The 26,050-nt window shown below is 68.6% G+C and carries 25 protein-coding genes; 8 read left to right on the forward strand and 17 right to left on the reverse strand.

What is annotated here, in order from left to right; genetic code table 11:
* Positions 1-279: 279 nt before the first annotated feature.
* Positions 280-1,878, reverse strand: coding sequence for a phosphoglycerate dehydrogenase (gene serA, locus ACM6LR_RS30425; protein WP_414941397.1), 1,599 nt, complete (start codon positions 1,876-1,878; stop codon positions 280-282).
* Between the two features lie 101 nt (positions 1,879-1,979).
* Positions 1,980-2,546 (reverse strand): TetR/AcrR family transcriptional regulator, encoded by a 567-nt coding sequence (locus tag ACM6LR_RS30430; protein ID WP_414945036.1) that lies wholly within the window; start codon positions 2,544-2,546, stop codon positions 1,980-1,982.
* Between the two features lie 98 nt (positions 2,547-2,644).
* Here ACM6LR_RS30430 and ACM6LR_RS30435 point away from each other — a divergent pair, with 98 nt between their 5' ends.
* From ACM6LR_RS30435 to ACM6LR_RS30445, 3 genes are read left to right on the forward strand one after another with little or no spacing between them, the layout of a single operon-like run.
* Positions 2,645-3,547: a TIGR03620 family F420-dependent LLM class oxidoreductase gene (locus tag ACM6LR_RS30435; RefSeq protein WP_414945037.1), complete on the forward strand. Its 903-nt coding sequence runs from the start codon at positions 2,645-2,647 to the stop codon at positions 3,545-3,547.
* Positions 3,544-4,380, forward strand: a complete 837-nt coding sequence (locus tag ACM6LR_RS30440; protein WP_414945038.1) for a TIGR03620 family F420-dependent LLM class oxidoreductase — start codon at positions 3,544-3,546, stop codon at positions 4,378-4,380. Before ACM6LR_RS30435 ends, ACM6LR_RS30440 begins: the two co-directional genes overlap by 4 nt.
* Entirely contained in the window at positions 4,364-5,320 is a 957-nt protein-coding gene (locus ACM6LR_RS30445; protein ID WP_414941401.1) for an ankyrin repeat domain-containing protein, read from the forward strand. Before ACM6LR_RS30440 ends, ACM6LR_RS30445 begins: the two co-directional genes overlap by 17 nt.
* 811 nt (positions 5,321-6,131) lie before the next feature.
* On the opposite strand, the gene ACM6LR_RS30450 is transcribed toward ACM6LR_RS30445, so the two are convergent.
* The 4 genes from ACM6LR_RS30450 to ACM6LR_RS30465 form a co-directional block, all read right to left on the reverse strand.
* A complete protein-coding gene (locus tag ACM6LR_RS30450; protein ID WP_414945039.1) occupies positions 6,132-6,395 on the reverse strand; it encodes a DUF397 domain-containing protein in 264 nt (87 codons plus the stop codon).
* A gap of 88 nt (positions 6,396-6,483) precedes the next feature.
* Positions 6,484-7,497: a ketol-acid reductoisomerase gene (gene ilvC, locus ACM6LR_RS30455; protein ID WP_414945040.1), complete on the reverse strand. Its 1,014-nt coding sequence runs from the start codon at positions 7,495-7,497 to the stop codon at positions 6,484-6,486.
* 92 nt (positions 7,498-7,589) lie between these two features.
* Positions 7,590-8,096 (reverse strand): acetolactate synthase small subunit, encoded by a 507-nt coding sequence (ilvN, locus tag ACM6LR_RS30460; RefSeq protein WP_076162709.1) that lies wholly within the window; start codon positions 8,094-8,096, stop codon positions 7,590-7,592.
* Positions 8,093-9,967, reverse strand: a complete 1,875-nt coding sequence (locus tag ACM6LR_RS30465) for an acetolactate synthase large subunit (RefSeq protein ID WP_414941404.1) — start codon at positions 9,965-9,967, stop codon at positions 8,093-8,095. Before ACM6LR_RS30465 ends, ilvN begins: the two co-directional genes overlap by 4 nt.
* A gap of 344 nt (positions 9,968-10,311) precedes the next feature.
* On the opposite strand from ACM6LR_RS30465, the gene ACM6LR_RS30470 reads away from it, so the two are divergent.
* Positions 10,312-10,770: a PH domain-containing protein gene (locus tag ACM6LR_RS30470; protein ID WP_414941405.1), complete on the forward strand. Its 459-nt coding sequence runs from the start codon at positions 10,312-10,314 to the stop codon at positions 10,768-10,770.
* Between the two features lie 63 nt (positions 10,771-10,833).
* The gene (ilvD, locus tag ACM6LR_RS30475; protein ID WP_414941406.1) at positions 10,834-12,678 is read left to right on the forward strand and encodes a dihydroxy-acid dehydratase; all 1,845 of its coding nucleotides are present in this window, start codon (positions 10,834-10,836) and stop codon (positions 12,676-12,678) included.
* A gap of 73 nt (positions 12,679-12,751) precedes the next feature.
* On the opposite strand, the gene ACM6LR_RS30480 is transcribed toward ilvD, so the two are convergent.
* The 3 genes from ACM6LR_RS30480 to ACM6LR_RS30490 all read right to left on the reverse strand — a co-directional run bounded on the left by ACM6LR_RS30480 (position 12,752) and on the right by ACM6LR_RS30490 (position 15,154).
* Complete coding sequence (locus tag ACM6LR_RS30480; RefSeq protein ID WP_414941515.1) at positions 12,752-13,294, reverse strand: DoxX family protein; 543 nt, start codon at positions 13,292-13,294, stop codon at positions 12,752-12,754.
* An 88-nt stretch (positions 13,295-13,382) separates the two neighbouring features.
* Complete coding sequence (locus tag ACM6LR_RS30485; RefSeq protein ID WP_414941516.1) at positions 13,383-14,207, reverse strand: DUF72 domain-containing protein; 825 nt, start codon at positions 14,205-14,207, stop codon at positions 13,383-13,385.
* A 41-nt stretch (positions 14,208-14,248) separates the two neighbouring features.
* Positions 14,249-15,154 carry a 2-hydroxyacid dehydrogenase gene (locus tag ACM6LR_RS30490; protein ID WP_414941407.1) on the reverse strand — a complete coding sequence of 302 codons (906 nt, stop codon included), beginning with the start codon at positions 15,152-15,154 and terminating at the stop codon, positions 14,249-14,251.
* 64 nt (positions 15,155-15,218) lie between these two features.
* Between ACM6LR_RS30490 and ACM6LR_RS30495 the strand changes: the two genes are divergently transcribed.
* Positions 15,219-16,442: a PQQ-dependent sugar dehydrogenase gene (locus tag ACM6LR_RS30495; protein ID WP_414941409.1), complete on the forward strand. Its 1,224-nt coding sequence runs from the start codon at positions 15,219-15,221 to the stop codon at positions 16,440-16,442.
* Between the two features lie 65 nt (positions 16,443-16,507).
* Here the strand turns inward: ACM6LR_RS30495 and ACM6LR_RS30500 are convergent, their stop codons facing one another.
* Positions 16,508-16,738 carry a hypothetical protein gene (locus ACM6LR_RS30500; protein WP_414941410.1) on the reverse strand — a complete coding sequence of 77 codons (231 nt, stop codon included), beginning with the start codon at positions 16,736-16,738 and terminating at the stop codon, positions 16,508-16,510.
* Positions 16,739-16,893: 155 nt separating this feature from the next.
* Here ACM6LR_RS30500 and ACM6LR_RS30505 point away from each other — a divergent pair, with 155 nt between their 5' ends.
* A complete protein-coding gene (locus ACM6LR_RS30505) occupies positions 16,894-17,187 on the forward strand; it encodes a hypothetical protein (protein WP_414941411.1) in 294 nt (97 codons plus the stop codon).
* 209 nt (positions 17,188-17,396) lie between these two features.
* Here the strand turns inward: ACM6LR_RS30505 and ACM6LR_RS30510 are convergent, their stop codons facing one another.
* The 4 genes from ACM6LR_RS30510 to gatC are packed head-to-tail and all read right to left on the reverse strand — an operon-like array spanning position 17,397 to position 21,211.
* Entirely contained in the window at positions 17,397-17,903 is a 507-nt protein-coding gene (locus tag ACM6LR_RS30510; protein WP_414941412.1) for a hypothetical protein, read from the reverse strand.
* Positions 17,896-19,401 carry an Asp-tRNA(Asn)/Glu-tRNA(Gln) amidotransferase subunit GatB gene (gene gatB, locus ACM6LR_RS30515; protein ID WP_414941413.1) on the reverse strand — a complete coding sequence of 502 codons (1,506 nt, stop codon included), beginning with the start codon at positions 19,399-19,401 and terminating at the stop codon, positions 17,896-17,898. The genes ACM6LR_RS30510 and gatB overlap by 8 nt, the downstream gene beginning before the upstream one ends.
* On the reverse strand, positions 19,398-20,915 hold the full coding sequence (gatA, locus tag ACM6LR_RS30520; protein WP_414941414.1) for an Asp-tRNA(Asn)/Glu-tRNA(Gln) amidotransferase subunit GatA: 1,518 nt from the start codon (positions 20,913-20,915) through the stop codon (positions 19,398-19,400). The genes gatB and gatA overlap by 4 nt, the downstream gene beginning before the upstream one ends.
* Positions 20,912-21,211, reverse strand: coding sequence for an Asp-tRNA(Asn)/Glu-tRNA(Gln) amidotransferase subunit GatC (gatC, locus tag ACM6LR_RS30525; RefSeq protein WP_414941415.1), 300 nt, complete (start codon positions 21,209-21,211; stop codon positions 20,912-20,914). The genes gatA and gatC overlap by 4 nt, the downstream gene beginning before the upstream one ends.
* Before the next feature lie 245 nt (positions 21,212-21,456).
* Between gatC and ACM6LR_RS30530 the strand changes: the two genes are divergently transcribed.
* On the forward strand, positions 21,457-22,110 hold the full coding sequence (locus ACM6LR_RS30530) for an amino acid-binding protein (RefSeq protein WP_414941416.1): 654 nt from the start codon (positions 21,457-21,459) through the stop codon (positions 22,108-22,110).
* Positions 22,111-22,694: 584 nt separating this feature from the next.
* Here ACM6LR_RS30530 and ACM6LR_RS30535 read toward each other — a convergent pair.
* The 3 genes from ACM6LR_RS30535 to ACM6LR_RS30545 are packed head-to-tail and all read right to left on the reverse strand — an operon-like array spanning position 22,695 to position 26,044.
* On the reverse strand, positions 22,695-23,192 hold the full coding sequence (locus tag ACM6LR_RS30535) for a GNAT family N-acetyltransferase (RefSeq protein ID WP_414941417.1): 498 nt from the start codon (positions 23,190-23,192) through the stop codon (positions 22,695-22,697).
* Positions 23,185-25,359 (reverse strand): NAD-dependent DNA ligase LigA, encoded by a 2,175-nt coding sequence (gene ligA, locus ACM6LR_RS30540; RefSeq protein WP_414941419.1) that lies wholly within the window; start codon positions 25,357-25,359, stop codon positions 23,185-23,187. The genes ACM6LR_RS30535 and ligA overlap by 8 nt, the downstream gene beginning before the upstream one ends.
* Entirely contained in the window at positions 25,340-26,044 is a 705-nt protein-coding gene (locus ACM6LR_RS30545; RefSeq protein ID WP_414941420.1) for a hypothetical protein, read from the reverse strand. Before ACM6LR_RS30545 ends, ligA begins: the two co-directional genes overlap by 20 nt.
* Positions 26,045-26,050 lie beyond the last annotated feature (6 nt).

The raw sequence follows: 26,050 nt of genomic DNA on the forward strand, positions 1-26,050 counted from the left end.
GCCCTCACTCGAGGCCTTGACTCGGAACCTGCCTGCCGCTCGAACACACACCCCCGACGGTGAGCCCCGGCGCCGCGCCGTGCCCTTGACGGCGCGATGGTTCGGCCTCGCCGGAGAAACCTATCCGGGGACCAGCCCGACTTCAGTAGGCAATTTTCACCGTTACTGAATCTTGCTCATCACAAGTAGTCGACCACTTGCGCAACGTGACGGCAAATCGTTGCCATATAACGAAAGCCGCGTCCGTTGGACGCGGCTTTCGTTTACGGAATTCGCAGGTCAGCCGAAGTTGACCGCGCGGATCGTGTGCGCGCCCACGGTCGCGCCGATCGGCTCCAGCAGATGCGAGTCCACGGAACGGTCCACCCGCAGCAACATGACGGCGTCCGCGCCGTCGGTGGTCTGGCTGATCTGTGCGGCCTCGATGTTGAGACCGGCCTCGCCGAGCAGCGTGCCGACGCGGCCCATGATGCCCGGGCGGTCCGGGTACTCGAGCAGCAGCACGTTGCCCTCGGCACGCAGGTCGAAGTGGCGGCCGTTGACCTCGACCAGCTTCTCGACCTCGTCCTTGCCGGTGACCGAACCGGACACCGACAGGGTCGCGCCGTCGGCGTAGACCGCGCGGACGGTGACCAGGCTGCGGAACTTGGGGCTTTCGGTTTCGGTGACCAGCTCGACCTGGACACCCAGTTCCTCCGCCACCCGCGGCGCGTTCACGAAGGTGACCTGGTCCTCGACGACGCCGGAGAACACGCCGCGCTCGGCGGCGAGCGGGAGCACGCTGACGTCCTCGCTGGACAGCTCGCCCTTGACCACGACGGTGACCGAGGACGGCGCCTTCGGGTTGAGCGCGGTGAGCACGGTGCCGAGCTTCTGGGTGAGCGAGAGGTACGGCCGCACGAGCTCGCCGACCGTGCCGCCGCCCGCGACGTTCACCGCGTCCGGCACGAAGTCGCCGCGCAGCGCGAGCAGCACGGACTTCGCGACGTCGGTGCCCGCGCGGTCCTGCGCCTCGGCGGTCGAGGCGCCGAGGTGCGGCGTGACGACGACGTTCGGCAGCCCGAACAGCGGGCTTTCGGTGGTCGGCTCGGTGACGAACACGTCGACACCGGCGCCGCCGACGTGGCCGGAGCGCACCGCGTCCGCCAGCGCCTCCTCGTCGATGAGGCCACCGCGCGCGGCGTTGACGATGATGACGCCCTGCTTGACCTTCTTGAGCGCCTCGGCACCGATCAGGCCCTTGGTCTCGGGGGTCTTCGGCAGGTGGATGGAGATCGCGTCGGCGCGCTCCAGCAGCTCGTCCAGCGTCACCAGCTCGATACCGAGCTGCGCGGCGCGGGCGGCGGAGACGTAGGGGTCGTACGCGATGAGCTTGGTGTCGAACGCGGCGAGCCGCTGCGCGAACAGCTGGCCGATCTTGCCGAGACCGACCACACCGATGGTCTTGCCCTGGATCTCGACGCCGGAGTAGGCGCTGCGCTTCCACGCGCCGCCCTGGAGGCTCTGGTCCGCGGCCGGGACCCGGCGGGCGACCGCGAGCAGCAGCGCGACGGCGTGCTCGGCCGCGGAGACGATGTTCGACGTCGGCGCGTTGACCACCAGCACACCGCGTTCGGTGGCGGCGGGGACCTCGACGTTGTCCAGCCCGACGCCGGCGCGGGCGACGACCTTGAGCGAGGTGGTGGCACCGAGGACCTCGGCGTCGACCTTGGTCGCGGACCGCACGAGCAGCGCGTCCGCCGTCTTCACGGCTTCGAGCAGCGCGGGACGGTCCGTACCGTCCACATGCTGGACCTCGACCTCGTCGGAGAAGACACTCAGCACGGAAGGCGCGAGCTTCTCGGCGATGAGGACGACGGGCTTGTTCGGCTTGGTCACGATACGGCTCCCACTATCTGGTCTGTGCCTGCGACTCACTGTTGACGGTCACGCCGTTGTGCCCGGTTGCGCCGCAGTTTAGCCCTGGTGACAGGGGATTGTTAACTCGCCCGTAATCCGGCGAAAACGAGATCAAGGAGCCGTTCGAGGCCCTTGTCACCCGAAAGGTGTTCACTGGCCCAGGAAAGCGCGTGCAGCAGCACCAGCAACTCGTGCACTGTGACGTCGGCCCGGAGCTCACCCGAAGCCTTCGCCCTTTCCACCAGGTGGGACACCTGGTCCCGCATGGCGTGACATGAGGCATACAGCGGTGAGGTCTCGTCGTCGAGGACGTCGACCATCAGTTCGGGCAGGCCGCGGTAGCGCGCCGCCTGTTCACCCATCCCGGCGAACCAGGCCTTGAGCGCTTCCACCGGATCCGGGGAGCCGAGAAGGTCGCGGGCCCCCGCGGCCTGCGCGTCGTAGCCCTCGCGGAGCACCGTCTCGACCAGAGCCTCCCGCGTCGGGAAGTGCCGGTAGAGCGTCCCGATGCCGACACCGGCCCGGCGCGCGATCTCTTCCAGTGACGCCTCTACCCCGCGCGCGGCGAAGGCACGCCTCGCCTCTTCGAGGAGGCGCTCGTAGTTGCGCCGGGCGTCCGCCCGCAGCGGCTTCTTCTGGGTTTCCATCGCGCTCCCGAGCCTAGTCTCGACAAATCGGAGGCAGCCTCCATATAGTCGGACGGCGTAAGCGGAGGCTGCCTCATTTTAACTGGAGAGACTTTGCGATGGACCTGATCGAAGAAACCCGGAACCGGCTGGGCCCGGTGGGTGTCTGGCTGCCGGTCGGCATGTTTACGCCGACACCCGACGAGGAACGGCGGGCGATACAACGGCTGGAAGAGCTGGGCTACCGGTCCGTGTCGGGCGGAGGGGGACCGGGAAACCGGGAGTTGCTCGCGTACAGCGCCATCACGCTCGCCGCCACCGACCGGGTGGTGATCGGCACCGGGATCGCCAACATGGGGTCTCGGCCCGCGTACACCGCCCAAAGCGGCGGACGGACACTCGCGCAGGCCTTCCCCGGCCGGTTCGTGCTCGGCGTCGGGATCGGGCATCAGGCGGCGAAGACCGGCTCGGACTACCGGCCGCTCGAACAGACCCGTAAGTACCTCGCGGCCCCGTCCGCCGCGGAAGCCGAATTCCCTTCACCGATCCCGTTTCCGCGCGTCCTCGCCGCCGTCGGCCTGAAGATGCTCGAACTGGCGAGGGAGATGACGGACGGCGCGCACCCGTTCGCGCAGCCCTTAGAGCACACGCCGTACGCCCGCGAGATCGTCGGGCCGGACAAGCCGCTCATCCCGGAGCATCCGGTCCTGCTCGGCGACCGGGAGGAGGCTCGGGTGCACGTGGCGAGGACCCTCGAACTGATGAAGCAGTACGACATTCCGCACTACTTCAAGGGCTGGAAACGGCTTGGCTACAACGACGCCGACATCGACGGGGTCAGCGACCGGCTCGTGGACGAGCTGACCGCCTGGGGCGACGAGGAGAAGATCGCGGGCCGGGTCAAAAAACTCATCGACGCCGGCGCGGACACCGTGCTCGTCAACCCGGTCGGCGACGGCCCGGAAGCCATCGTGGACCAGCTGGAACGACTGGCCCCGGCGCTGACGGCGGTGATCCGGTGAGCGTCGGCATCTGGACGTTCTCCTTCGACGGCAGGGAAATCGGCGAGGTTCGCGACGCGGCCTCGGAAGTCGAAGAGCTGGGGTTCGACACGCTGTGGTTCGGCGAATACCTGGGAAGGGAGGCGTTCACGCAAGCGGGCCTGCTGCTGGCGGCGACGTCCCGGCTGACGGTCGCCACCGGGATCGCGCGGTTCGGCCATCGGGAACCGATGGCCGCGGCGGCCGCCGAACGGACGCTCGCCGAGGCCTATCCGGGCCGGTTCGTCCTGGGGTTGGGCGGACACCTGCCGGGTGCGAAACCGCTGGAGGCGATGCGCGGATACCTCGACGGGATGGACAAGGCCGAACTGTCCACACCGGACTCTCCGCGTCGTCGGCTGCTGGCCGCTTTGGGGCCGCGAATGCTCTCCCTGGCCGCGGAACGCGCCGATGGGGCGCATCCGTACTTCGTCCCGGTCGAACACACCGCTCTCGCCAGGGAAATCATGGGCCCTTCGGCTTACCTGGGCGTCGAACAGGCCGTGGTTCTGGGCTCGGATCGGGAGATCGCCCGACGACACGTGTCGATGTACCTGGAGCCGGCGGCCCACCATCGGGCGAATCTGCGGCGGTTCGGCTTCACCGAGGAGGATTACGGCTCGGATCACCTCGTGGACGCGCTGGTCGCCGTCGGGGAGGACGCGATCTCCGCGCGGGTGCAAGCACATCTGGACGCGGGCGCGGATCATGTCTGCCTGCAGGTCCTGACCGGGGACGAGCGGATCCCGCTGACGGAATGGCGGCTTTTGTCGGGGGTCGCGGGTAGCGTGCGGAAGCGTGACGTCACCGGCTGAACTCGCTTTCGAACGGGCACGGGAACTGATCGACGCGCGGGACCTCGCCGGGCTCGCGCGCCTGATCGGCGACCTGCCCACGCTCGTCCACGCGCACGGGGAGAACGGGAATGATCTGCTCGGCATGGCCACCGCGACCTGCGACGAGCGGCTGTGCCGGATTCTGCTGGACCACGGGGCCGATCCGGCGTCGGCCAATGTGCACGGCTGGACGGCGCTGCATCAGGCGGGCTACGTCGGCCTGCCACTGCTGGTCACGATGCTGCTCGACGCGGGCGCCCCGGTCGATGTATCCGCGCGCGGCGACGGCGGGACGCCGCTAATGGTCGCGTTGTTCTGGGGTCACCGCGAGGCCGCCGAGGTACTGGCCGCGCGCGGCCTGTCCCCCGCCAACCTGCGCGTCGCCGCCGGTCTCGGCCGCGTGGACCTGCTCGACGCGTTGATCGCGCCGGATGGCACGCTTTCCCCCGCGGCGGGCGCACATCGCGAGTTCCACCGGCCGCATAGCGGTTTCCCGAAATGGCGGCCGAGCGAAGACCCCGCCGAGATTCTCGATGAGGCGCTTTCGTGGGCCGCGCGAAACGACCGCTCTTCGGCTGTCCGCACGTTGGTGGAGCGGGGAGCCGACGTGAACGCCGATGTCTATCGGGGAACGGCGCTGACGTGGGCCGCCGCCCAGGGAAAGGCCGAGGTGATCGGAACGCTCGCGGAGCTTGGTGCTTCGGTGAACCGTCAGGGCACCTTCGGCGGGCTGTCCCACGGGGAAGGTGTCACGGCGCTGCATCTGGCAGTGCAGGGCGGTCACGTCGCGGCGGTTCGCGCTTTGCTGGCGGCGGAGGCGGATGTGTCCGTTGAGGACTCTTTGTACTCGTCGTCGGCTTTGGGGTGGGCTGAGCACTTCGAGCAGGAAGAAATCCTGGCGGTGCTGCGGGACGCTTAAGCTTGGCACTGATGTCCCCAATGCGACATTGGAGACGCTGAGCGTCTCCAATGTGGCATTGGGGGCACTTCCGTTTCGTCTGCCTGGAAACCTCAATGACCACACGCGCGAAGCCTTAGACAAGCTTTCCGGAGGCATCACCGCCGGCCACTGGAAGGACCTTTTCGCGTTCTACGCGGAAGACGCCGTCGTCGAGAACCCGCAGCGCCCGCCCGTGCCGACCCGCTTCGAAGGCCGCGAGACCCTCCTCAAGACTTGGCGGATGAATCAACGTGCGGATGAGCAGGGCAGATGTCCTGATTTATGGGAAAACCGACCCGGAGGTGATCATCGCCGAGTACCGCGACGTCGGCGGTACTCGACACCGGAAAATTCCTTGACATCGCCAATATCCAGCTCCTCCGGGTGCGAGACGGGCTCATCGCGGCGATGGTCTGAAAGAACTGAAGAAGTGCTACGAGACCGCGGAGCGGGAAATCACGCCGGTTCCGCCACGGCCCACGTCGACGGCGGATCCGAAGCCCGCGTGGCGTGTTCGAACGGCTCGTGGACGGCGAGTGGGGCGAACTGTCAGAACTCTATGCCCGGGGCCAAGACGCTGAAGACCCGGCAGGACCTGCGTGAGCATTTCAAGTTCGGCGAGCGGCACGAGGTCGATTTCCAGATCCGTGATCTGGTGATCCACGAGACCCTCGCCCCCGCGGTCGTGATCGGCGAGTTCGATTGTCAGGGTACAGCGGGCGGCAGCCCGCAATTCCGTGCGCGACGGGTTGATCGTCGAATGGCGGCTGGACGAGCTGTTCGCGCTCGGTTAAGCGGGAAGGTCGAATTCGCCGTCCGCGATGCCTTTCACGAAGGCATCCCATTCCCTCGGGGTGAACACGAGGACATGGCCGTCCGGATCCGAGGTCTGGCGCATCGCGGTGTAGGTGACGCCGTCGGTGTGCGGCACCAACGCGTACTCGACGCAGTCTTCGAGGTCGGCACCCTCCGGCTCCGCCCGGATCCACGTCACTTCGGTCAGGTCCAGCTCTGGCCGGATTTGGGCCTTGTCATCCACCGGCTGCTCACTCATGGTTTCCACGCTATCGCTTTCCGGCACGCAAAACGAAGGGGCCCTTCACGATGAAGGGCCCCTTCGCGGTGACAACTAAGCGGTGAAACTAGGCGGTCTCGGTGATCGGCCGGTCCACCCACGACATCAGGTCGCGCAGCTTCTTGCCGGTCTCCTCGATCGGGTGCTGGTTGCCCTGCTCCTCGAGCTTGGTGAAGTTCGGCCGTCCGGCCTCGTCCTCGGCGACCCATTCGCGGGCGAAGGTGCCGTCCTGGATCTCGCCGAGGATCTTCTTCATCTCTTCCTTGACCGCCGGCGAGATGACGCGCGGGCCGCGGGTCAGGTCGCCGTACTCGGCGGTGTCGGAGATCGAGTAGCGCTGACGCGCGATGCCGCCCTCGTACATGAGGTCGACGATCAGCTTCAGCTCGTGCAGCACCTCGAAGTAGGCGATCTCCGGGGCGTAACCGGCCTCGGTGAGCACCTCGAAACCGGTCTGCACCAGCGCGGAGGCCCCACCGCAGAGAACGGCCTGCTCGCCGAAGAGGTCGGTCTCGGTCTCCTCGGTGAAGGTCGTCTTGATGACACCCGCGCGGGCTCCACCGATGGCGGCGGCATAGGACAGCGCGAGGGCCTGCGCGTTGCCGGAGGCGTCCTGCTCGACCGCGATGAGCGCCGGAACGCCCTTGCCGTCGACGAACTGGCGGCGGACCAGGTGGCCCGGGCCCTTCGGCGCGACCATGGCGACGTCCACGCCTGCCGGCGGCTTGATCAGGTCGTAGCGGATGTTGAAGCCGTGCCCGAAGAACAGCGCGTCACCGTCCTTGAGGTTCGGCTCGATGTCCTTTTCGTAGATCGCGCGCTGCTTGGTGTCGGGCGCGAGGACCATGATCAGGTCGGCTTCGGCGCAGGCCTCGGCCGGGGTGAGCACGCGGAGACCCTGTTCCTCGGCCTTGGCCCGCGACTTCGAGCCCTCGGGCAGGCCGATGCGGACGTCGACGCCGGAGTCGCGCAGGCTGAGCGAGTGCGCGTGGCCCTGGCTGCCGTAGCCGATCACGGCGACCTTGCGACCCTGGATGATCGAAAGGTCCGCGTCGTCGTCGTAGAAGATTTCCACTGCCATGAGGGGTACTGTTTCCTTTCCTGACTTACAAAATTAAGGCGCCCTGTGAAGCGCAGCTTCTCTGTTGAGGGTGGCGGCGGGGCATGGATGGATTATCGAGCGGAGGTGGCGGTTATCGACCGCGCGCCACGGCCGACCGCGACCATTCCGGACTGGACCAGTTCACGGATGCCATAGGGCTCCAGCATCCGCAGCAGGGCACCGATCTTGTCCGAGGTCCCGGTGGCTTCGACGGTGAGCGCCTCGGGAGACACATCCACCACTTTCGCACGGAAAAGCTGCACCGTTTCGAGGACCTGGCTGCGCACGGTGGCGTCGGCCCGGACCTTGACGAGCAGCAGTTCGCGCTGCACGGCTGTGGACTTTTCCAATTCCACGATCTTGATGACGTTGACCAGCTTGTTGAGCTGTTTGGTCACCTGTTCGAGCGGTAGCTCTTCGACGGCGACCACGATCGTCATCCGGGACACCTCGGGATTCTCCGTGGGTCCGACGGCGAGGGATTCGATGTTGAAACCGCGCCGGGAGAACAGTCCGGAAACCCGCGCGAGGACACCGGGCTTGTTCTCCACCAGAACGCTCAGGGTGTGCACGCTCATCGGGCGTCTCCTTCTGTGGCGGCGTTCAGCTCCGCCTCCTCGGCGACTTCATCGTCGTCGAAGAGCGGGCGGATCCCGCGCACGGACATGATTTCGTCGTTACCGGTGCCCGAGGCCACCATGGGCCACACCTGGGCATCCTTCCCCACCACGAAATCGATCACGACGGGGCGGTCGTTGATCTCCATGGCGCGCCGGATGGTGGCGTCGACGTCCTCCTTGGTCTCACAGCGGAGCCCGGCGCAGCCGAGCGCCTCCGCGAGCAGGGTGAAGTCGGGGATGCGGTGCTTGTGGGTACCGAGATCGGTATTGGAGTACCGCTCCGAGTAGAAGAGGTTCTGCCACTGGCGGACCATGCCCAGGTTGCCGTTGTTGATGACGGCGACCTTGATCGGCGCGCCCTCGATGGCGCAGGTGGCCAGTTCCTGGTTTGTCATCTGGAAACAGCCGTCGCCGTCGATGGCCCAGACCTGCTTGTCCGGCATACCGAACTTGGCGCCCATCGCGGCGGGGACGGCGAAGCCCATCGTGCCGAGGCCGCCGGAGTTGATCCAGGTGCGCGGGTTCTCGTACTTCACGAACTGCGCGGCCCACATCTGGTGCTGGCCGACGCCCGCGGTGTAGACCGCGTCCGGGCCGACGAGCGAACCGATCCGCTCGATGACGTACTGCGGGGAAAGCGTCCCGTCCTCGGGCCACTCGTAGCCGGCCGGGTAGTCGTCGCGCCAGGAGCTGACCTGCGTCCACCAGTCCTTCAGATCCGGCTTCGCGGACTTGTCGGTCTCGGCGCGGACGGCCTCGATCAGCTCGGTGATGATCTCCGCGCAGTCGCCGACGATCGGCACGTCCGCCTTGCGGTTCTTGGAGATCTCGGCCGGATCGATGTCGGCGTGCACGATGGCGGCGTCGGGTGCGAACGAGGACAGCTGCCCGGTGACGCGGTCGTCGAAGCGGGCGCCGAGCGCGATCAGCAGATCCGCTCGCTGCATCGCGGCGACCGCGGAGACCGAGCCGTGCATGCCCGGCATACCGAGGTGCTGCGGATGCGAATCGGGGAACGCGCCGCGGGCCATCAGCGTGGTGACGACCGGGATCCCGGTCAGCTCGGCCAATTCCATCAGCTGACGCGAGGCGTCCGCCTTGATCACGCCACCGCCGACGTAGAGGACCGGGCGACGCGACTTGCTGATCAGCCGGGCGGCCTCGCGGACCTGCTTGCCGTGCGGGCGCAGCGTGGGGCGGTAACCCGGCAGCCGCATCTCCGTCGGCCAGGAGAAGGAAGTCATCTCCTGGAGGACGTCCTTGGGGATGTCCACCAGGACCGGGCCGGGGCGGCCGGTCGAGGCGAGATGGAAGGCCTCCGCGATGGTGCGCGGGATGTCCGCCGGGTCGGTGACCAGGAAGTTGTGCTTGGTGATCGGCATCGTGATGCCGCAGATGTCGGCTTCCTGGAAGGCGTCCGTGCCGATCAGCGCGCGGGACTGCTGACCGGTGATGGCGACCACCGGCACCGAGTCCATGTTCGCGTCGGCCAGCGGGGTGACCAGGTTGGTCGCGCCGGGACCCGACGTGGCCATGCACACACCGACCTTGCCGGTCGCCTGCGCGTACCCGGTGGCGGCGTGGCCGGCGCCCTGTTCGTGGCGGACCAGGACGTGGCGGACCTTCGTCGAGTCGAGCAACGGGTCGTACGCCGGGAGAATGGTGCCGCCGGGAATACCGAACACGACTTCCGCGCCCACCGCCTCGAGCGAGCGGACGAGCGACTGCGCGCCCGTGACCCGCACGGGGGTCCCGGCCGGCGGTGCCGGCTTGGGTCGGGACCCGGATGTTCCGGTGTTCGCTTCAGCTCGCGAGGTGGCACTAGTCATCGCTGTTTGCCTCGTCTTGTCTAGTCACTCGTTCGGGTATTCATTGGCTGGTTCGGCGGATGAAATTGTTCCAGGCAACGCTGCGCCAATGTTTTGAACATCAAAAAACCCCCGCCGACCGGAGTGGTCGCACGAGGGTCGCGCGTCGACGCAGCGGAGACTTCCCTAAGCGTCGACGCGCTTGGGAAGTACGAGGCCGGTCTGCGTTGTCACGAGAGTGAAGCTAGCCGGTCCCCGTCAAGAGTGTCAACTCTGCGGGACGGCGATTCCGCATGCTGGACACTGTCGGTGTACTACAAGACCCGCGTTCGAGGTCCAAAGGGACGCGGTGCACCATCTTTGACGTGGCAGAAGAAAAGCAGCAGGAACAGGCGAACGAGGCTCCCAAAGCCGTCTTCAAGATTCCGAACACGGCGTTGTTGGCGATCGCTTTCCTCGTCGTTTGTGTGACGCCTGTCGCGTTCGGCGACGTGCCGTACCTCCAATGGCTCTACGTCTTCCCGATCGCGCTCGCGGTGTTCGTCATCCGGACCCGCACGACCGCGACGGCCGAAGGACTGGAAGTCCGCACGGTGTTCGGACGGCGGGACCTGCCGTGGTCCTCCCTCAAGGGCCTCGCCATCACCGACAAGGCGAAGGTGCAGGCGGTGCTGAAGGACGAGACCAAGGTCGCCCTCCCGGCCGTGCGCACTCGCCATCTTCCGGTGATGTCGCTGGTCAGCGCGGGCCACATGGCCGATCCTTCCGGGCTGACCGACGACGCGGGCGAGGCTCCGGAAAAGACCGGCGATTCCGGGGAGTAGGATTGGTAGGACCAGTTTGGCGCTCGTTCACCCCGGTCCCCACCCCGAACCTTGGAGTCAGCCGTGCCCCCACTCCGTTCCCGGACCACCACCCACGGCCGCAACGCGGCGGGCGCCCGCTCGCTCTGGCGCGCCACCGGGATGACCGACAGCGACTTCGGGAAGCCGATCGTCGCCATCGCGAACTCCTACACCCAGTTCGTGCCGGGGCACGTGCACCTCAAGGACCTCGGCGAGATCGTGGCCGGCGCGGTGAAGGAGGCGGGCGGTGTCGCCCGCGAGTTCCACACGATCGCCGTCGACGACGGGATCGCCATGGGGCACAGCGGAATGCTGTACTCGCTGCCCTCGCGCGAGATCATCGCCGACGCGTGCGAATACATGGTGAACGCGCACCAGGCCGACGCGCTGGTCTGCATCTCCAACTGCGACAAGATCACCCCCGGCATGCTGAACGCCGCGATGCGGCTGAACATCCCGGCGGTGTTCGTCTCCGGCGGGCCGATGGAGGCCGGGAAGGCCGTGGTCGTCGGCGGGGTCGCCCAGGCGCCGACCGACCTCATCACCGCGATCGCCGCGTCGGCCAACAGCGAGGTCGACGAGGACGGGCTGTCCATTGTGGAGCGCTCGGCCTGTCCGACCTGCGGCTCGTGTTCGGGCATGTTCACCGCGAATTCGATGAACTGCCTCACCGAGGCGCTCGGGCTCTCGCTGCCGGGCAACGGTTCCACCCTCGCGACGCACGCCGCGCGCAAGGCGCTGTTCGAGAACGCCGGGCGCACGGTCGTCGAACTGTGCAAGCGCTGGTATGAGCAGGACGACGAGTCCGCGCTCCCGCGCTCGATCGCCTCGAAGAAGGCGTTCGAGAACGCGATGGCCCTCGACATGGCGATGGGCGGTTCGACCAACACCGTGCTGCACGTCCTCGCCGCCGCGCAGGAGGGCGAGGTCGACTTCACCATCGACGACATCGACGCCATCGGCCGCCGCGTGCCGTGCCTGTCGAAGGTCGCGCCGAACTCGGACTACCACATGGAGGACGTCCACCGCGCCGGCGGAATCCCGGCCATCCTCGGTGAGCTGTACCGCGGTGGGCTGCTGAACACCGACGTCCACTCCGTGCACTCGCCGGACCTCGACTCGTGGCTGTCCACTTGGGACATCCGCGCGAAGGAGCCGTCGGAGCGGGCGGTCGAACTGTTCCACGCGGCGCCGGGCGGGGTCCGGACCACGAAGGCGTTCTCCACCGAGAACCGCTGGTCCTCTTTGGACACCGACGCCGCGGACGGCTGCATCCACGACGTCGAGCACGCCCATACCAAGGACGGCGGGCTCGCGATCCTGCGCGGGAACCTCGCCGAGAACGGCGCGGTCATCAAGTCCGCGGGCATCGACGAGGAACTCTGGCGCTTCGAGGGCCCGGCCCGGGTGCTGGAAAGCCAGGAGGAGGCGGTTTCGGCCATCCTCAAGAAGGAGATCCAGCCCGGCGAGGTGCTGGTGATCCGCTATGAAGGTCCGGCGGGTGGCCCCGGGATGCAGGAGATGCTGCACCCGACGGCGTTCCTCAAGGGCTCCGGCCTCGGCAAGAAGTGCGCGCTGATCACCGACGGCCGGTTCTCCGGCGGTTCGTCGGGCATCTCGGTGGGGCACATCTCCCCCGAGGCCGCCGCGGGCGGGGCGATCGGCCTCGTCCAGAACGGCGACCGGATCCTGCTCGACGTCCACGAGCGCCGTCTCGAGCTGCTCGTCGACGCGGACGTGCTGGCCGAGCGGCGCGCGAAGATGGAGGCGAGCGAACGGCCTTGGCAGCCGGTCTCGCGGGACCGGCCGGTCACCGCCGCGCTGCGGGCTTACGCGCGGATGGCGACTTCGGCCGACACCGGCGCCGTGCGAGACCCGAGCAAGTAGTCCTCTGGTTGCGGGGGCTCACGTGTGATGCGAGCCAGGACCGCAACCAGAGGACTACTCGCGGACCGGTCCGTCAGCGGCAGAGGACGATCACCACGACCGAAGCCGCCGCCGCCAGCAGGAGCCCGATCAGCCCGAACGGAAGCGGCCGCTTTCGCCAAGGCGTGTTGACGTCCAGCGCGATCCGGCCCGAGCCCGCGAGCAGGACGGTCAGCGAGGCCGCGCCCAGCAGGAGTTCGAACTCGAAGCCCTGCCCCTCCTTCTGGAAGAACCCGCCGCCGAACTTCACGAACACGATGTTCGCGCAGACCCCGAGCAGGGCGGCGGCACCGACCGGGGTGAACAGGCCCACCAGGACGAGCGCGCCGCCGAGCACCTCGCTGATCCCGGTGATCCACGAGAGCAGCGTGGTCTGGGTGGTGTAGCCGAAGTTGCCGAGCACCCTGGCGAAGCCGCTGACCCCAGGCCCGCCGAAGGCGCCGAAGAGGTGCTGCAGCCCGTGCGCGCCCATGGTCACGCCGAGCACCACTCGCAGGACGAGCAGACCGAGGTCGATCCCACCCCTGGTCTCCGCCGGGGCCGGGCCGCTGTCGGAGTCGGCCACGTCCGAGATCATGCCGGTCTGGTAGTCATCGCTCACGCGCGAAGGGTAGGCGAAACCGGCCCGTCAGGCGACTGAACCGCCGGACCGGTGGCAAAGCGGCTCAGAACAGGGTCGCGGGCTCGACCGGTTCGGGCTCGGGCAGCGGGTCGAGGCCCGGCACCAGGGCGCGCACGTCGTCGTGGAACCGGCGGGCGAGCGCCGGTGCGTCGTCGTTGTCCGGGGTGTGCAGGAAGACCGTCGGCGACCGGCCCGCACGCAGCCATTCGGCGACCACCTCGGTCCACGGTCCCCATCCCTGGACGGTCTCCTCGGTCGAGTCCCGGCCGAGGTAACGGACGATCGGCCGGTCGGTCAGCGCCCGCGTCCGCCGCGGCAGCCGGGGTTTCTTGGCCCAGGCGTCCTGTTCGGCCTCGCTTATCGGCGGGCTCTGGAAGAAGACCGTGGTGTCGAACGGCACCCATTCCGCGTCCGCGTCGGTGAGCGTTCTCTCCAGCAGCGACGTCGAGCGGGCGTCGGTGTGGAACTCCGGGTGGCGTACCTCCACGGCGCGCCGTCGGCCGGCGGGGAGCCGTCGCAGGAAGCGGCCGAGGGAGTCGACGTCCGACGGGCCGAACGAGGCGGGCAACTGGGTCCACAGGACCGCCCGGTCGCCGAGGGGTTCGATCGCGTCCAGGAACGCCCGCATCTCGGTCTCGACACCGGCGAGCCGTCGCTCGTGCGTGACGACCTTGGGCAGCTTGACCACGAACCGGAAGCCGGGGTCGGTCTGCCGTGCCCACGTCGCGACGGTGTCCCTGGCAGGGGTCGCGTAGAAGGTGGTGTTGCCTTCGACCGCGTTGCACCAGCCGGAGTAGGCCCGCAGGCGCTCCCCTGCCGTCGACGACCGCGGCAGGAACCGTCCGGCCCACGCCTTGTGCGTCCACATCGCACAGCCGACATGAAGACCTGTCACACCCGTCACCCTGCTCAGTATTCGCCGTGGACCAGGTTCTTCGGCAGCTCTCCGCTCAGATAGTGGCTCAGTTCCCGCACCACCACCGCGTAGGCGCGCTGCCGCCGCCCGCTCACCGCGCCCGCGACGTGCGGCGTCAGCAACAGCCCCGGCACCTCCCACAGCGGATGTCCCTCGGGCAGCGGTTCGGGATCGGTGACGTCGAGGGCGGCGCGCAGCCTTCCCGACGCGAGTTCCGCGACGAGCGCGTCGGTGACGACGACCGGTCCCCGCGAAACGTTGACGAGGATCGCCCCGTCCGGCATCGCGGCGAGGAACTCCGCGTCGACCAGACCCTGGGTGTGCTGGGTGAGCGGCACCATCAGGACCGCGATGTCGTGTTCGGGCAGCAGGCCGGGGAGTTCGCCGACGCCGTGAACGCCCTCGCGAGCGGTCGCGCCGACCATCGTGCACCGCACGTCGAAGGTCTCCAGCCGTCGCCGCAGGTGCTTGCCGAGGTCGCCCGCGCCGACGATGAGGGCTCGCTTGCCCTGCAGGGTGTCGGTGATCCGGCGTTCCCAGTGCTTCCGCCGCAGGCCATCGGCGAAACCGTCGAGACCGCGGTAGATCGCCAGGAGGACCGCGACGACCCACTCGGCGGAGCTTCCACCGTGCGCGCCGCGGCAGGTCGAAAGCAGGACGCCGTCCGGCACTTTGCCGATCCAGTCCTCCGCCCCGGCCACCAGCAACTGCACGAGTCTGACGTTCGGCAGTTCGCGCCACATGTCGTCACTGGGCTGGTCACCGGTCACGAGGACTTGGGCCTCGGCGGCTTCGGCAGGCGCCGGCTCTCCCCGGCGGTACACCACCGGACGCACACCTTCGATCTCCGAAAGCGCGGCCACTCCGTCTTCGTCGGGTACGAGCACGGTTACCGTCATGATCACCACGGTAATCCAGTGCCGCTTACCCGTGGCTCACGCAGGCCCACCTAGGCTGGGCCCCGTGCGTACCAGGTACCGGCGGAAATGGACCGCGCCGCTGGCTCTGCTGACCTGCGGCGCCCTGCTTCTCTCCGGCTGCGCCGATTTCGACAACACGGCTGCCGGGCAGAAGTTCACGCCGGTCAACCCGCCGTCTCCCGAGGTCCCGCCGCAGGCCGGGCCTGGCGGTGAGGCGGGTGACTCCGGTCCCGGCCGTGGCAGCGGACCGAACCAGACGCCGACCCCGGTTCCACCGCCGCAGGGCTGCAAGGACTTCGACAAGGCCGTCATCGCGACCTGTCTGGACACCGTCGCCGCCGTGGCCGCGATCCCCGGTGACGGCTCCGCGCCCAGCGCGCTCGCGGGGGAACGCAAGAGCGGCCGGATCATGCTCGCCGCCGCCGAGAAGGATCCGGCCGACTGGGCCACCATCCCCGTGGACGGTTCCGGCGACGGGGGCCTCACCTCGCTCGCGCTGTCCCCCGGTTTCGCCGAAGACCAGCTGGTCTTCGCGTACATCACCACGCCGACCGACAACCGGGTCGTCCGGCTGGCGAAGGGTCAGGCGCCGAAGCCGGTGCTGACCGGCATTCCCAAGGGCGCCACCGGCAACCGTGGCGTGATCGGCACCGACGCCAAGGGCGCGCTCCTGGTCGCCACCGGCGACGCGGGCAACGCCGGACTCGCGGCCGATCCGGCGTCGCTGGCCGGGAAGGTGCTGCGCGTCGACACCTCCGGCAAACCGGCGCCGGGCAACCCGACGGCGGGCTCGGCGGTCTTCTCGACCGGCGTGCACTCGCCCGGCGGCTTGTGCCGCGACCAGGCCGGTTCGCGGGTGTGGCTGACCGACAGGCTGGCGGACAAGGACGTCGTCTACCGGCTTCACGCGGGCCAGCCGCTGACCACCCCGGCGTGGAGCTGGCCGGACAAGCCCGGCGTCGCGGGATGCGCGGACTTCGTCGGAGCCACCGGCTATCTCTCCGTGGCGACGTCGATCGCGGGGAATCTGCAGAACCTGCCGGTGACCCCGGACGGCGCGATCACCGGCAAGCCCAACGTCAACATGGACGGCAAGGTCGGCAAGCCGCCGAAGACCTTCGGCCGCCTGGCTTCCATGAGCATGATCAACCCGCAGATCGCGCTGGCCGGCACGGTCAACAAGGACGGCGGGGCGCCGGTGTCGAGCGACGACCGCGTCGTCATCATCACGCCGAGCGCCGCGTCCGGCGGGGGCGGCAAGGACTAGGTGTACTGCCTCGGACACACGAGAGTGGCCGGGCCGATATCGGCCCGGCCACTCTCGTAGTCGGATCAGCCGCCGATCGTGTAGGCGTAGAGGTGCCACCCGTCCATCTGGGTGTACTGGCACCTGGTACGCACATCGCTGCTGGCCCAGGCGTCAGCGGCCACCAGGCACTGCCCCTCCGTGGGGTAGCTGCCGATGAAGACCCAGTCGACTGCTGCCGCGGTGCCGGTGGCACCGCCGAACAGGATGGCTGCGGATGCGGTCAGAATGGCGATTCGCCCCAGTATCTTCTTCACCGCGAGATCATCTCAGGGACGAGCCCGCCGTGTTGCCTTTTGTCGGAAATTCCCTTACCTGGACGGTCGCGGGAACACCGGCGGGGTGAACCGGACGAACGAGGGCGGGACGGGCTTTCCTTGCCCTGCGGGTCGAACAGGTCCGGTACCAGCTGATGATCCTGGCCATAGGCGGACGCGGCGGCGGTGAGCCGGTGCGGGTCCGTGGCAGGCCGGCGTCCACTGTCCACACGGGACAGCAACGTGCGGAGCAGGACGATCTCCTCCGCCGCGTTGAACGAGCAGTGGCCGCCCCTGTTGACGTAGGTCTGGCGCGACCGGGCGGGATCGCCGCGCCGTCTCGGACCTGGTCGGCGTACGAGCGGACCTGGTCCGAGACGGCGCCGCCGTCGCCGGTGGTGTGCACGGTCAGCACGGGCGACGGGGTGGTGCCGCCCACCACCGTGTAGCGGTGCATGTACGCCTCCGCCTTCGAGTCGGCCGTGATCCGCGGAGCCGCGGCGAGCCTGTCGAGGTCGGTGTGAGGGCGTGACTCGCGTGCTCAGAGGCGTATCTCGCGTGCTTGGAGACCGAACTCGAGTGTGCGGAGTCTGAGCACGCGAGATCCGCCTTCAAGCACGCCTGGGGCGCAACTAGAGGACTAATTGCGGGAGGGGTGTCAGCGGCGGGTGCGGGTCTCGGCGCGCAGGACCCGGACGTCGAAGAAGGCGACGACGGCGGAGACCACACCGGCGAGCAGGCCGAGGTAGCGGCCCAGTCCGGTCCCGATCTCGACACCGGCCGCGGAGAGGATCCCTCGTTGGTCAGCGTCGAACTGCCAGTCGAGGGTGACCCAGCCGAGCACCATCAGCAGGAGCGCGCCGATCGCCGCCAGCAACCACAGATGCGGCAAACCCGCGCGGCGGACGGCGTCGACGCGGCCGAACAGCGCGACGGCGAGGCTGGGCAGGAACAGCAGGAAGAGCGGCGCCCAGGCGAGGAAGCCCGCGCGCCACGCGTCACGCGTGACGTCGGCGGCGGGCAACGTCGTCAGCACGTCTTCGATCTCCGGGCGCGACGCGGTCAGCGTCGTCCACGGCAGGAACAAGGCCACCAGCGCGAGCAGCCCGGCCGCGAGGCCGAGCCACTCACGCCAGGTGACCTTCTTCAAAGCGAGGTCAGGCACCGACCCGCTCGACGATCAGTTCGCGCACGCGCTTCGCGTCGGCCTGGCCCTTGGTGGCCTTCATGACCGCGCCGACGATCGCCCCGGCCGCGGCCACCTTGCCGCCGCGGATCTTCTCGGCGACGTCCGGCTGCGCGGCCAGCGCCTCGTCGACCGCCGCGATGAGCGCGGAGTCGTCGGAGACGACCTTCAGGCCGCGCTTCTCGATGACCTCGGCGGGCGAACCCTCGCCGGCGAGGACGCCCTGCACGACCTCCTTGGCCAGCTTGTTGGTCAGCTCACCGGATTTGACCAGCCCGATGACGTCGGCCAGCTGTGACGGCGTGATCGTCAGCTCGGCGAGCTCGATCTCGCGGGAGTTGGCCTCCTGCGCCAGCGTGTTGACCCACCAGCTGCGGGCCTCGTCCGGTGTCGCGCCCGCCACGACGGTCGCGGCGACCAGGTCGACCGCGCCGACGTTGAGCAGGTCGCGCAGCGCCTCGTCGGTCAGGTTCCACTCGCGCTGGATGCGCTTGCGGCGCTCCGCGGGCATCTCCGGCAAGGTCTTGCGCAGTTCCTCGACCCATTCGGCCGACGGCGCGATCGGCACCAGGTCGGGCTCCGGGAAGTACCGGTAGTCCTCGGCGGTCTCCTTGGTGCGGCCGGGTGACGTGGTGCCGTCGGCCTCCTGGAAGTGTCGCGTCTCCTGCTTGATCGTGCCGCCCTCGGCGAGGATCGCCGCCTGCCGGGTCATCTCGTAACGCACGGCGCGCTCGACGCTGCGCAGCGAGTTGACGTTCTTGGTCTCGGTGCGCGTGCCGAACTCGGTCGCGTCCTTGGCCATCAGCGACACGTTGGCGTCGCACCGGACCGAACCCTGGTCCATCCGGACATCCGAGACGTCGAGCGCGCTCAGCAGATCCCGCAGCGCGGTGACATACGCCCGCGCGACCTCGGGAGCGCGTTCACCGGTGTGCTCGATCGGCTTGGTGACGATCTCGATCAGCGGCACGCCGGCGCGGTTGTAGTCGAGCAGCGAGTGCTCGGCGCCGTGGATGCGACCGGTGGCGCCACCGACGTGCAGCGACTTGCCGGTGTCCTCCTCCATGTGCGCGCGCTCGATCTCCACACGCACGACCTCGCCGTCGTCCAGCGTCACGTCGAGGTAGCCGTTGAAGGCGATGGGCTCGTCGTACTGCGAGGTCTGGAAGTTCTTCGGCTGGTCCGGGTAGAAGTAGTTCTTCCTGGCGAACCGGCACCACGACGCGATCTCGCAGTTGAGCGCCAGGCCGATGCGGATCGCGCCCTCGACGGCCTTGCCGTTCACCACCGGCAGCGAGCCGGGCAGGCCGAGGCAGGTCGGGCACACCTTGGAGTTGGGCTCGCCGCCGAACTCGTTGGCACAGGCGCAGAACATCTTGGTGTTCGTGTTCAGCTCGACGTGCACCTCGAGGCCCAGCACCGGGTCGAACCGCTCGATGACGTCGGCGTAGTCCATGAGTTCCACTACGGCGGTCACTTCTTTCCTCCCAGCTCAGGAACCTGGTGCACCAGCGAACCGCCGTTGGCGGCGTCCCGCGCGACCTCGTAGGCGGCGCCGACGCGGTACAGCTTGTCGTCGGCCATCGCCGGGGCCATGATCTGCAGGCCGACCGGCAGGCCGTCCTCGTGCGACAGTCCACTCGGGACGCTCATCGCGGCGTTGCCTGCGAGGTTCGACGGGATGGTGCAGAGGTCCGCCAGGTACATCGCCATCGGGTCGTCGACACGCTCGCCGATCTTGAACGCGGTGGTCGGCGTGGTCGGTGAGACCAGCACGTCCACCTTCTCGTACGCGGCGTCGAAGTCGCGCGTGATGAGCGTGCGGACCTTCTGCGCCGAGCCGTAGTAGGCGTCGTAGTAGCCCGAGGACAGCGCGTACGTGCCGAGCATGATGCGGCGTTTGACCTCGGGGCCGAAGCCCTTCTCTCGGGTCAGCGACATGACCTCTTCGGCGCTGTGCGCGCCGTCGTCGGACACCCGCAGGCCGTAGCGCATGGCGTCGAACCGGGCGAGGTTCGACGAGCACTCGCTCGGCGCGATCAAGTAGTACGCGGGCAGCGCGTAGGTGAAGTTGGGGCACGAGACCTCGACGATCTCGGCGCCGAGCGCGCGCAACTGTTCGACGGCGGCCTCGAAGGACCGCAGGACTCCGGGCTGGTAGCCGTCGCCGGCGAACTCCTTCACCACGCCGACGCGGACGCCCTTGAGGTCTCCGGTCAGGCCCTGGCGGGCCGCGGCGACCACCGGCGGGACCGGCGCGTCGATCGAGGTCGAGTCCATCGGGTCGTACCCGGCGATGACCTCGTGCAGCAGTGCGGCGTCGAGCACCGTCCGCGCGCAGGGGCCGGCCTGGTCCAGCGACGAGGAGAAGGCGACGAGACCGTAGCGGGAGACACCGCCGTACGTCGGCTTCACGCCGACGGTGCCGGTGACCGCGCCGGGCTGGCGGATCGAGCCACCGGTGTCGGTGCCGATCGCGATCGCGGCCTCGAACGCCGCGATGGACGCCGAGGAGCCACCGCCGGAACCACCGGGGATACGGGCGTGGTCCCACGGGTTGTGCGTCGGGCCGAACGCGGAGTTCTCCGTGGAGGAGCCCATCGCGAACTCGTCCATGTTGGTCTTGCCGAGCACCACGACACCGGCCTCGCGCAGCTTGCGCGTCACGGTGGCGTCGTACGGCGGGATCCAGTTCTCCAGCGTCTTCGAACCGACGGTGGTCGGGATGCCCTTGGTGGTCAGCACGTCCTTGAGCGCCAGCGGCACCCCGGCGAGCGGCGACTTCGGCGCCTTGCCCTCGGCGACGTCGGCGTCCACCGCGCGGGCCGCGTCGAGCGCGCCCTCGGTGTCCACGTGCAGGAACGCGTGGATGTGCTCGTCGACCTCGGCGATCCGGTCCAGGTGGGCCTTGGCGACCTCGACCGCCGAGACCTCACGGGCCTGGATCTTGTCCGCCAGTTCGGCGGCGGTCAGTTTGATGAGTTCGGTCACTGCTCTTCTCCCAGAATCCGCGGCACCCGGAAACGACCCTCTTCGCCGGCAGGCGCACCGGCCAGCGCCTGCTGCTGGGTCAGCCCCGGTCGGACCGTGTCCTCACGGAACACGTTGGTCAGCGGGACGGCGTGCGACGTGGGCGGGACGTCCTCGCCTGCGACCTCGCTCACCTTGGCCACCGAGTCCAGGATCTGGTCGAGCTGGCCTGCGAAGACGTCCAGCTCCTCCTCGGTGACGGCAAGCCTGGCCAGCTTGGCGAGGTGTGCGACCTCGTCGCGGGAAATGTTGGGCACGCGGGTGACTCCCGGGGTGTGCTGTGCGGGTTCTGTCGGAAGCTGCAAGTCTATGGTGGCGGCGTCGGCGAACTCGACTGGGTTATGCCGCGGCCTGTCACTCCCACGTCGGGTAAGGAGTGCCTGGTTCGTTATCCCGCGCCCCGGACGTCGATCCCCATTACCTCGTCCGGTCTGTCACAATCGGCGCCCGGCGTAGCGCGTTCCACGGCGAGGCTGGAACGCCTGAGGCGAGAGGGGCGCGTGTGTCGTTCCTGATCCGGGTCCAATTACCGGACACCCCGGGGACCCTCGGCGCGGTCGCCACCGCGCTCGGCACCGTCGGCGCCGACATCCTGAGCGTGGACGTGGTCGAACGAGGCGGCGGTGTCGCCATCGACGACCTCGTCGTCGAAATCCCCTCCGGCAGGCTGCCGGACGCGCTGATCACCGCCGCCGAAAGCGTCGACGGCGTCGAGGTCGACGCCGTCCGCCCGTATGCCGGGGTACTGGACACCCACCGCGAACTCGAACTGGTCGAGGAAATCGCCGCGAAGCCCGCTTCGGGGCTGGAGATCCTCGCCGAGGGTGTGCCGCGGATCATCCGGGCGGGCTGGGCCGTCGTCGTCGAGCACTCGGAGTCCGGCGCCCTGCGGCTGGCGTCGTCCAACGCCGCGCCCGAGACGCCGATCACCGACCTGCCGTGGCTGCCGCTGGAACGCGCCACCATCCTCGACGCCGAGGAGGCCTGGGTCCCGGAGACGTGGAAGGAACTGGGCACGGAACTCGCGGCGACGCCGCTGGGGAAACCAGGGAAGGCGCTACTGGTCGCGCGGCCGGGCGGGCCGAACTTCCGGGCCGCAGAGGTGGCGCGGTTGGCGCACTTCGCGGGGATCGTGGCCGTCGTGCTGGATAGCTGAGCTTCGCGGGCAAGCGGCGGCGGTACCGAGTCGGTCGGCCTTGTTGCGGGATGGCCGTGAAGGCCTCCTTCGCTACCTTCAGAGTCAGGGTCTCGGCAAAGTCGAGGTCTTGTAGGTCAGGCGGCTCTTCGTCGCTGTGCGAGGCTGATGATGTAGGAGTTGGGACGTTGAGTCTCCCCATTCCTGCATCGTCGCGGGATCACACCGGTCACGGAACCCGATCACCAGAGGTTCAGGGGCATGCCTCCCCCGAGGAACCCCGGCACACGCCCGAGCGGGGAGGATTTCGGACGTTCAACGTCCCAAAACGTCCCCACTCGGCCCTTGCAGGCACCAGAAATGCCGGACTACCGCCAGCAGCGCTGACCAGCAGCTCTTCGACTTTGCCGGGACCCTGACCTTGAGAGCAGGGAAGGAGGCCTTCGCTACGTGACCGACGAGGCGAGGAGGCGGAACTCCCGCGACCTCGCCGCGCGAAGGACGCTTTCCCCGCATGCCATGCGGAGAAAGTCCCCTTCAGCCCCCTCACCCGTAACCCAGGATGACAAGCGCAATGAAGGGGCCCTTCGTAGCAAAGGTCGCGGCTAGGTGAGCTCCAGGCGGTAGGCGATCAGCGACACCCCAGGGTGCGGTTCCCAGTCCCGCTCCGGCATCCGCACGAAACCGAGCCGCTCGTACAGCCGGTGCGCCCGCGCCATCGTGACCAGACTGCACAGCACCACCCGGTCGACGTCCAGTTCCCGTGCCCGCGTGACGACCGCCCTGGTCAGCGCCTCGCCGATACCGCGCCCGGTGGCCGAGGGGAGCACGCCGAGCATGCGGAACTCCAGTTCGCCCTCGCGGGACAGCTCGGCGAACGGCGTCCCAGGCCGCGCGATGGTGACCGTGCCGACCAGCGTGCCGTCGCCGTCCACCGCGACCAGGAGCTCGGCCTGCTTCGCCCGCTTCGCGGCGTCGACGAGTTCGGCCGCGTAGCCTACGCCCTCCACGAGACCCCGTTCCGCGGCGTACGCGGCCAAGGTGAGCTCCCCGACCGCCTTCAGTTCGCCGTCACGGGCGGGCCTGATCTCCAGGTCACTCACCACTCTCCTCCTCGGCGGGCTCGTCGGTGGGCAGCGCGAGTTCCGCGGCCGCCTCGGGGCCGCTCTCCAGCAGCACCCGGAAGCCGTTCTCGTCGAGCACCGGTACCTTCAGCTGGACGGCCTTGTCGTACTTCGTCCCCGGCGCGTCCCCCACGACGACGAACGCCGTCTTCTTCGACACCGAACCGGCCGCCTTCCCGCCTCGGGCCATGATGAACTCCTTGGCCTCGTCACGGGAGTAGTCGTTCAGCGAACCGGTGACGACGATCGACAGGCCTTCGAGGTTGCGCGGGATGGACTCGTCGCGTTCCTCCTCCATCCGCACGCCCGCCGCGCGCCATTTCTCGACGATCTCGCGGTGCCAGTCGACCTCGAACCATTCCTTCGCGGCTCGCACGATGGTCGGGCCGACCCCGTCGACACTGGCGAGCTCCTCCTCGGAGGCGTTCTCGATCCGTTCCAGTGAACCGAATTCCCTCGCGAGCGCCTGCGCCGCCGTCGGGCCGACATGCCGGATCGAGAGCCCGACGATGACCTTCCACAGTGGACGGTCCTTGACGGTTTCGAGGTTCTCCAGCAGTTTGCGCCCGTTGGCCGACAGCTCCCCAGCCTTGGTGCGGAACAGTTCGACTTCGAGCAGCTTCTCCTCGTCCAGGTCGAAGATGTCGCCTTCGTCGTGCACGACACCGGCGTCCAGCAGCGCCACCGCGGCCTCGTACCCGACCACCTCGATGTCGAAGACGTTCCGGCTCGCCAGGTGGAACAACCGCTCCCGCCGCTGCGCCGGGCAGAACCGCGCGTTCGGGCAACGGATGTCGATGTCGCCCTCCTTCTGATACGCCAGTTCCGTGTCGCAGTTGGGGCAGCGCAGCGGCATGACGAACTCGCGCTCCTCACCGGTGCGCGCGTCGGCGACCGGGCCGAGCACCTCGGGGATGACGTCGCCAGCCTTGCGGATCACGACCTTGTCCCCGATCAGCACGCCCTTGCGCTTGACCTCTTCCTGGTTGTGCAGCGTCGCCATCGCCACCGTGGACCCGGCGACCTTCACCGGCTCCATCACCGCGAACGGGGTGACCCGCCCGGTGCGGCCGACGTTGACCTGGATGTCCAGCAGGGTGGTGATCGCCTCTTCCGGCGGGTACTTGTAGGCGATCGCCCAGCGCGGCGCGCGTGAGGTCGTCCCGAGACGGCGCTGCAGCGCGACCTCGTCGACCTTGATGACCACGCCGTCGATCTCGTGCTCGGCGTCGTGGCGGTGCTCGCCCCAGTACTCGATGTGCTCCAGCAGTTCCTCGCCAGAGGTCAGCACCTTGCTGTGCGGCGAGACCGGCAGGCCCCACGCGGCGAGCGCGTCGTACGCCTCGGACTGGCGCTTCGGCTCGAACCCTTCGCGTTTCCCGAGGCCGTGGCAGATCAGCCGCAGGTTGCGGGACTTCGTGATCTTCGGATCCTTCTGCCGCAACGATCCGGCGGCGGTGTTGCGCGGGTTCGCGTACGGGTCCTTGCCCGCCTCGACCATCTTCGCGTTGAGTGCCAGGAAGTCCTCGACGCGGAAGAACACCTCGCCGCGGACCTCGACCAGTGCGGGCACCGGGAACTCATCGGTGCCTGTCAGCCGATCCGGCACCTGCTCCAGCGTGCGGACGTTGAGCGTGACGTCCTCGCCGGTGCGGCCGTCGCCCCTGGTCAGCGCGCGGGTCAGGCGGCCGTTCTCGTACAGCAGGTTGATCGCGAGCCCGTCGATCTTCAGTTCGGCGAGGTACTTCGTCGTGCCGATCTCCTTCCGCACCCGCTCGACCCAGGTCTCGAAACTTTCGCTGTCGAAGACGTTGTCCAGGCTGAGCATGCGCTCGAGGTGGTCGTGCGCGAGGAACTCGGTCGAGAACGTGCCGCCGACGTTCTGCGTCGGCGACTCCGGCGTCACCAGCCCCGGGTGCTCGTCCTCGATGGCCTGGAGTTCGTTGAGCAGCGTGTCGAACTGGCCATCGGACACGATCGGTGAGTCCAGCACGTAGTACCGGAACTGGTGCCCGCGGATCTCCTCCGCCAGTTCGGCGTGCCGTTCGCGGACCTCGGCGGGGACCTCGGTGATGTCCTGCGCCGGCTCGGGGTTTTCGGGAAGTTCGCTGCTCACGGGGGTAAGCCTAGTCGGGGGTACCGACATTTCCGGACGTACCGGAGCCGAGTCGGCCGACCACTTCACGAAGCTCCAGAAGGGTCAGCTGTCCCTCCTGCGCCTCGGTCACCAGCTCGACCTTGCCCAGCCTTTCGGCCGCGACACGCTCACCCAGCGTGGCGTCCAGCGGCAGGAAGGTCATGGTCGTCCGGGTCTCCGGCCGGAGTTCTTCGATCAGCGGATGGAACACGGTCACATCCACCCGTCCGGCTGATTCGTCCACCTTCGCGGTCACCCGGACGTCGGCGAGCGCGATGCGGGTCTCGCCGAGGTTGACGGTGACCTCACTCGGATCGGGGACCGGCGGCACGGAGTCGTGGTACTCCCAGATCGCGTCCTCCGGCGGCGCGGCGGCCTTCCACGCGTCGGTGTACGGGCGCAGTTCCGGATCCTCCTGGCCGGTGACCACCAGCGAGTAGATCGCCCGGTGCCCACGATCGAGGGAGAAGTGCAGCCGCGGGTGCAGCGCCTCGACGATGGTGCAGAGGTCGTGTTCCACGCGATGCGGTTCGCGGTCGCCGAGCGCGGCGCTGACCTCCGGCAGCAGTGCGAACCACGCCTCCCAGAACGTCACCGCCGCGGCGGCCGCGTCCTCGGGGACCGGCTGCTCCGGCCAGGCGGTGCGGGGGTCGGGGACGTCCTCGGCCTTACGGGAACGGCGGAACAAACGCATGCGGGC

It is taken from the genome of Amycolatopsis sp. cmx-11-32 (assembly GCF_047608695.1).
In the GTDB taxonomy this organism is placed as follows: Bacteria; Actinomycetota; Actinomycetes; order Mycobacteriales; family Pseudonocardiaceae; genus Amycolatopsis.

What these genes read in the sequence shown, in the direction of transcription:
- ACM6LR_RS30485 (WP_414941516.1), bottom strand. Translation starts at nt 14,207, where the DNA reads ATGTGGACGCACAAGGCGTGGGCCGGACGGTTCCTGCCGCGGTCGTCG.
- ACM6LR_RS30480 (WP_414941515.1), bottom strand. Translation starts at nt 13,294, where the DNA reads ATGATCTCGGACGTGGCCGACTCCGACAGCGGCCCGGCCCCGGCGGAG.
- ACM6LR_RS30505 (WP_414941411.1), top strand. Translation starts at nt 16,894, where the DNA reads ATGATCCTGGCCATAGGCGGACGCGGCGGCGGTGAGCCGGTGCGGGTC.
- ligA (WP_414941419.1), bottom strand. Translation starts at nt 25,359, where the DNA reads ATGTCGGTACCCCCGACTAGGCTTACCCCCGTGAGCAGCGAACTTCCC.
- ACM6LR_RS30435 (WP_414945037.1), top strand. Translation starts at nt 2,645, where the DNA reads ATGGACCTGATCGAAGAAACCCGGAACCGGCTGGGCCCGGTGGGTGTC.
- ACM6LR_RS30465 (WP_414941404.1), bottom strand. Translation starts at nt 9,967, where the DNA reads ATGACTAGTGCCACCTCGCGAGCTGAAGCGAACACCGGAACATCCGGG.
- ilvC (WP_414945040.1), bottom strand. Translation starts at nt 7,497, where the DNA reads ATGGCAGTGGAAATCTTCTACGACGACGACGCGGACCTTTCGATCATC.
- ACM6LR_RS30490 (WP_414941407.1), bottom strand. Translation starts at nt 15,154, where the DNA reads ATGACGGTAACCGTGCTCGTACCCGACGAAGACGGAGTGGCCGCGCTT.
- ilvN (WP_076162709.1), bottom strand. Translation starts at nt 8,096, where the DNA reads ATGAGCGTGCACACCCTGAGCGTTCTGGTGGAGAACAAGCCCGGTGTC.
- ACM6LR_RS30545 (WP_414941420.1), bottom strand. Translation starts at nt 26,044, where the DNA reads ATGCGTTTGTTCCGCCGTTCCCGTAAGGCCGAGGACGTCCCCGACCCC.
- ACM6LR_RS30450 (WP_414945039.1), bottom strand. Translation starts at nt 6,395, where the DNA reads ATGAGTGAGCAGCCGGTGGATGACAAGGCCCAAATCCGGCCAGAGCTG.
- ACM6LR_RS30430 (WP_414945036.1), bottom strand. Translation starts at nt 2,546, where the DNA reads ATGGAAACCCAGAAGAAGCCGCTGCGGGCGGACGCCCGGCGCAACTAC.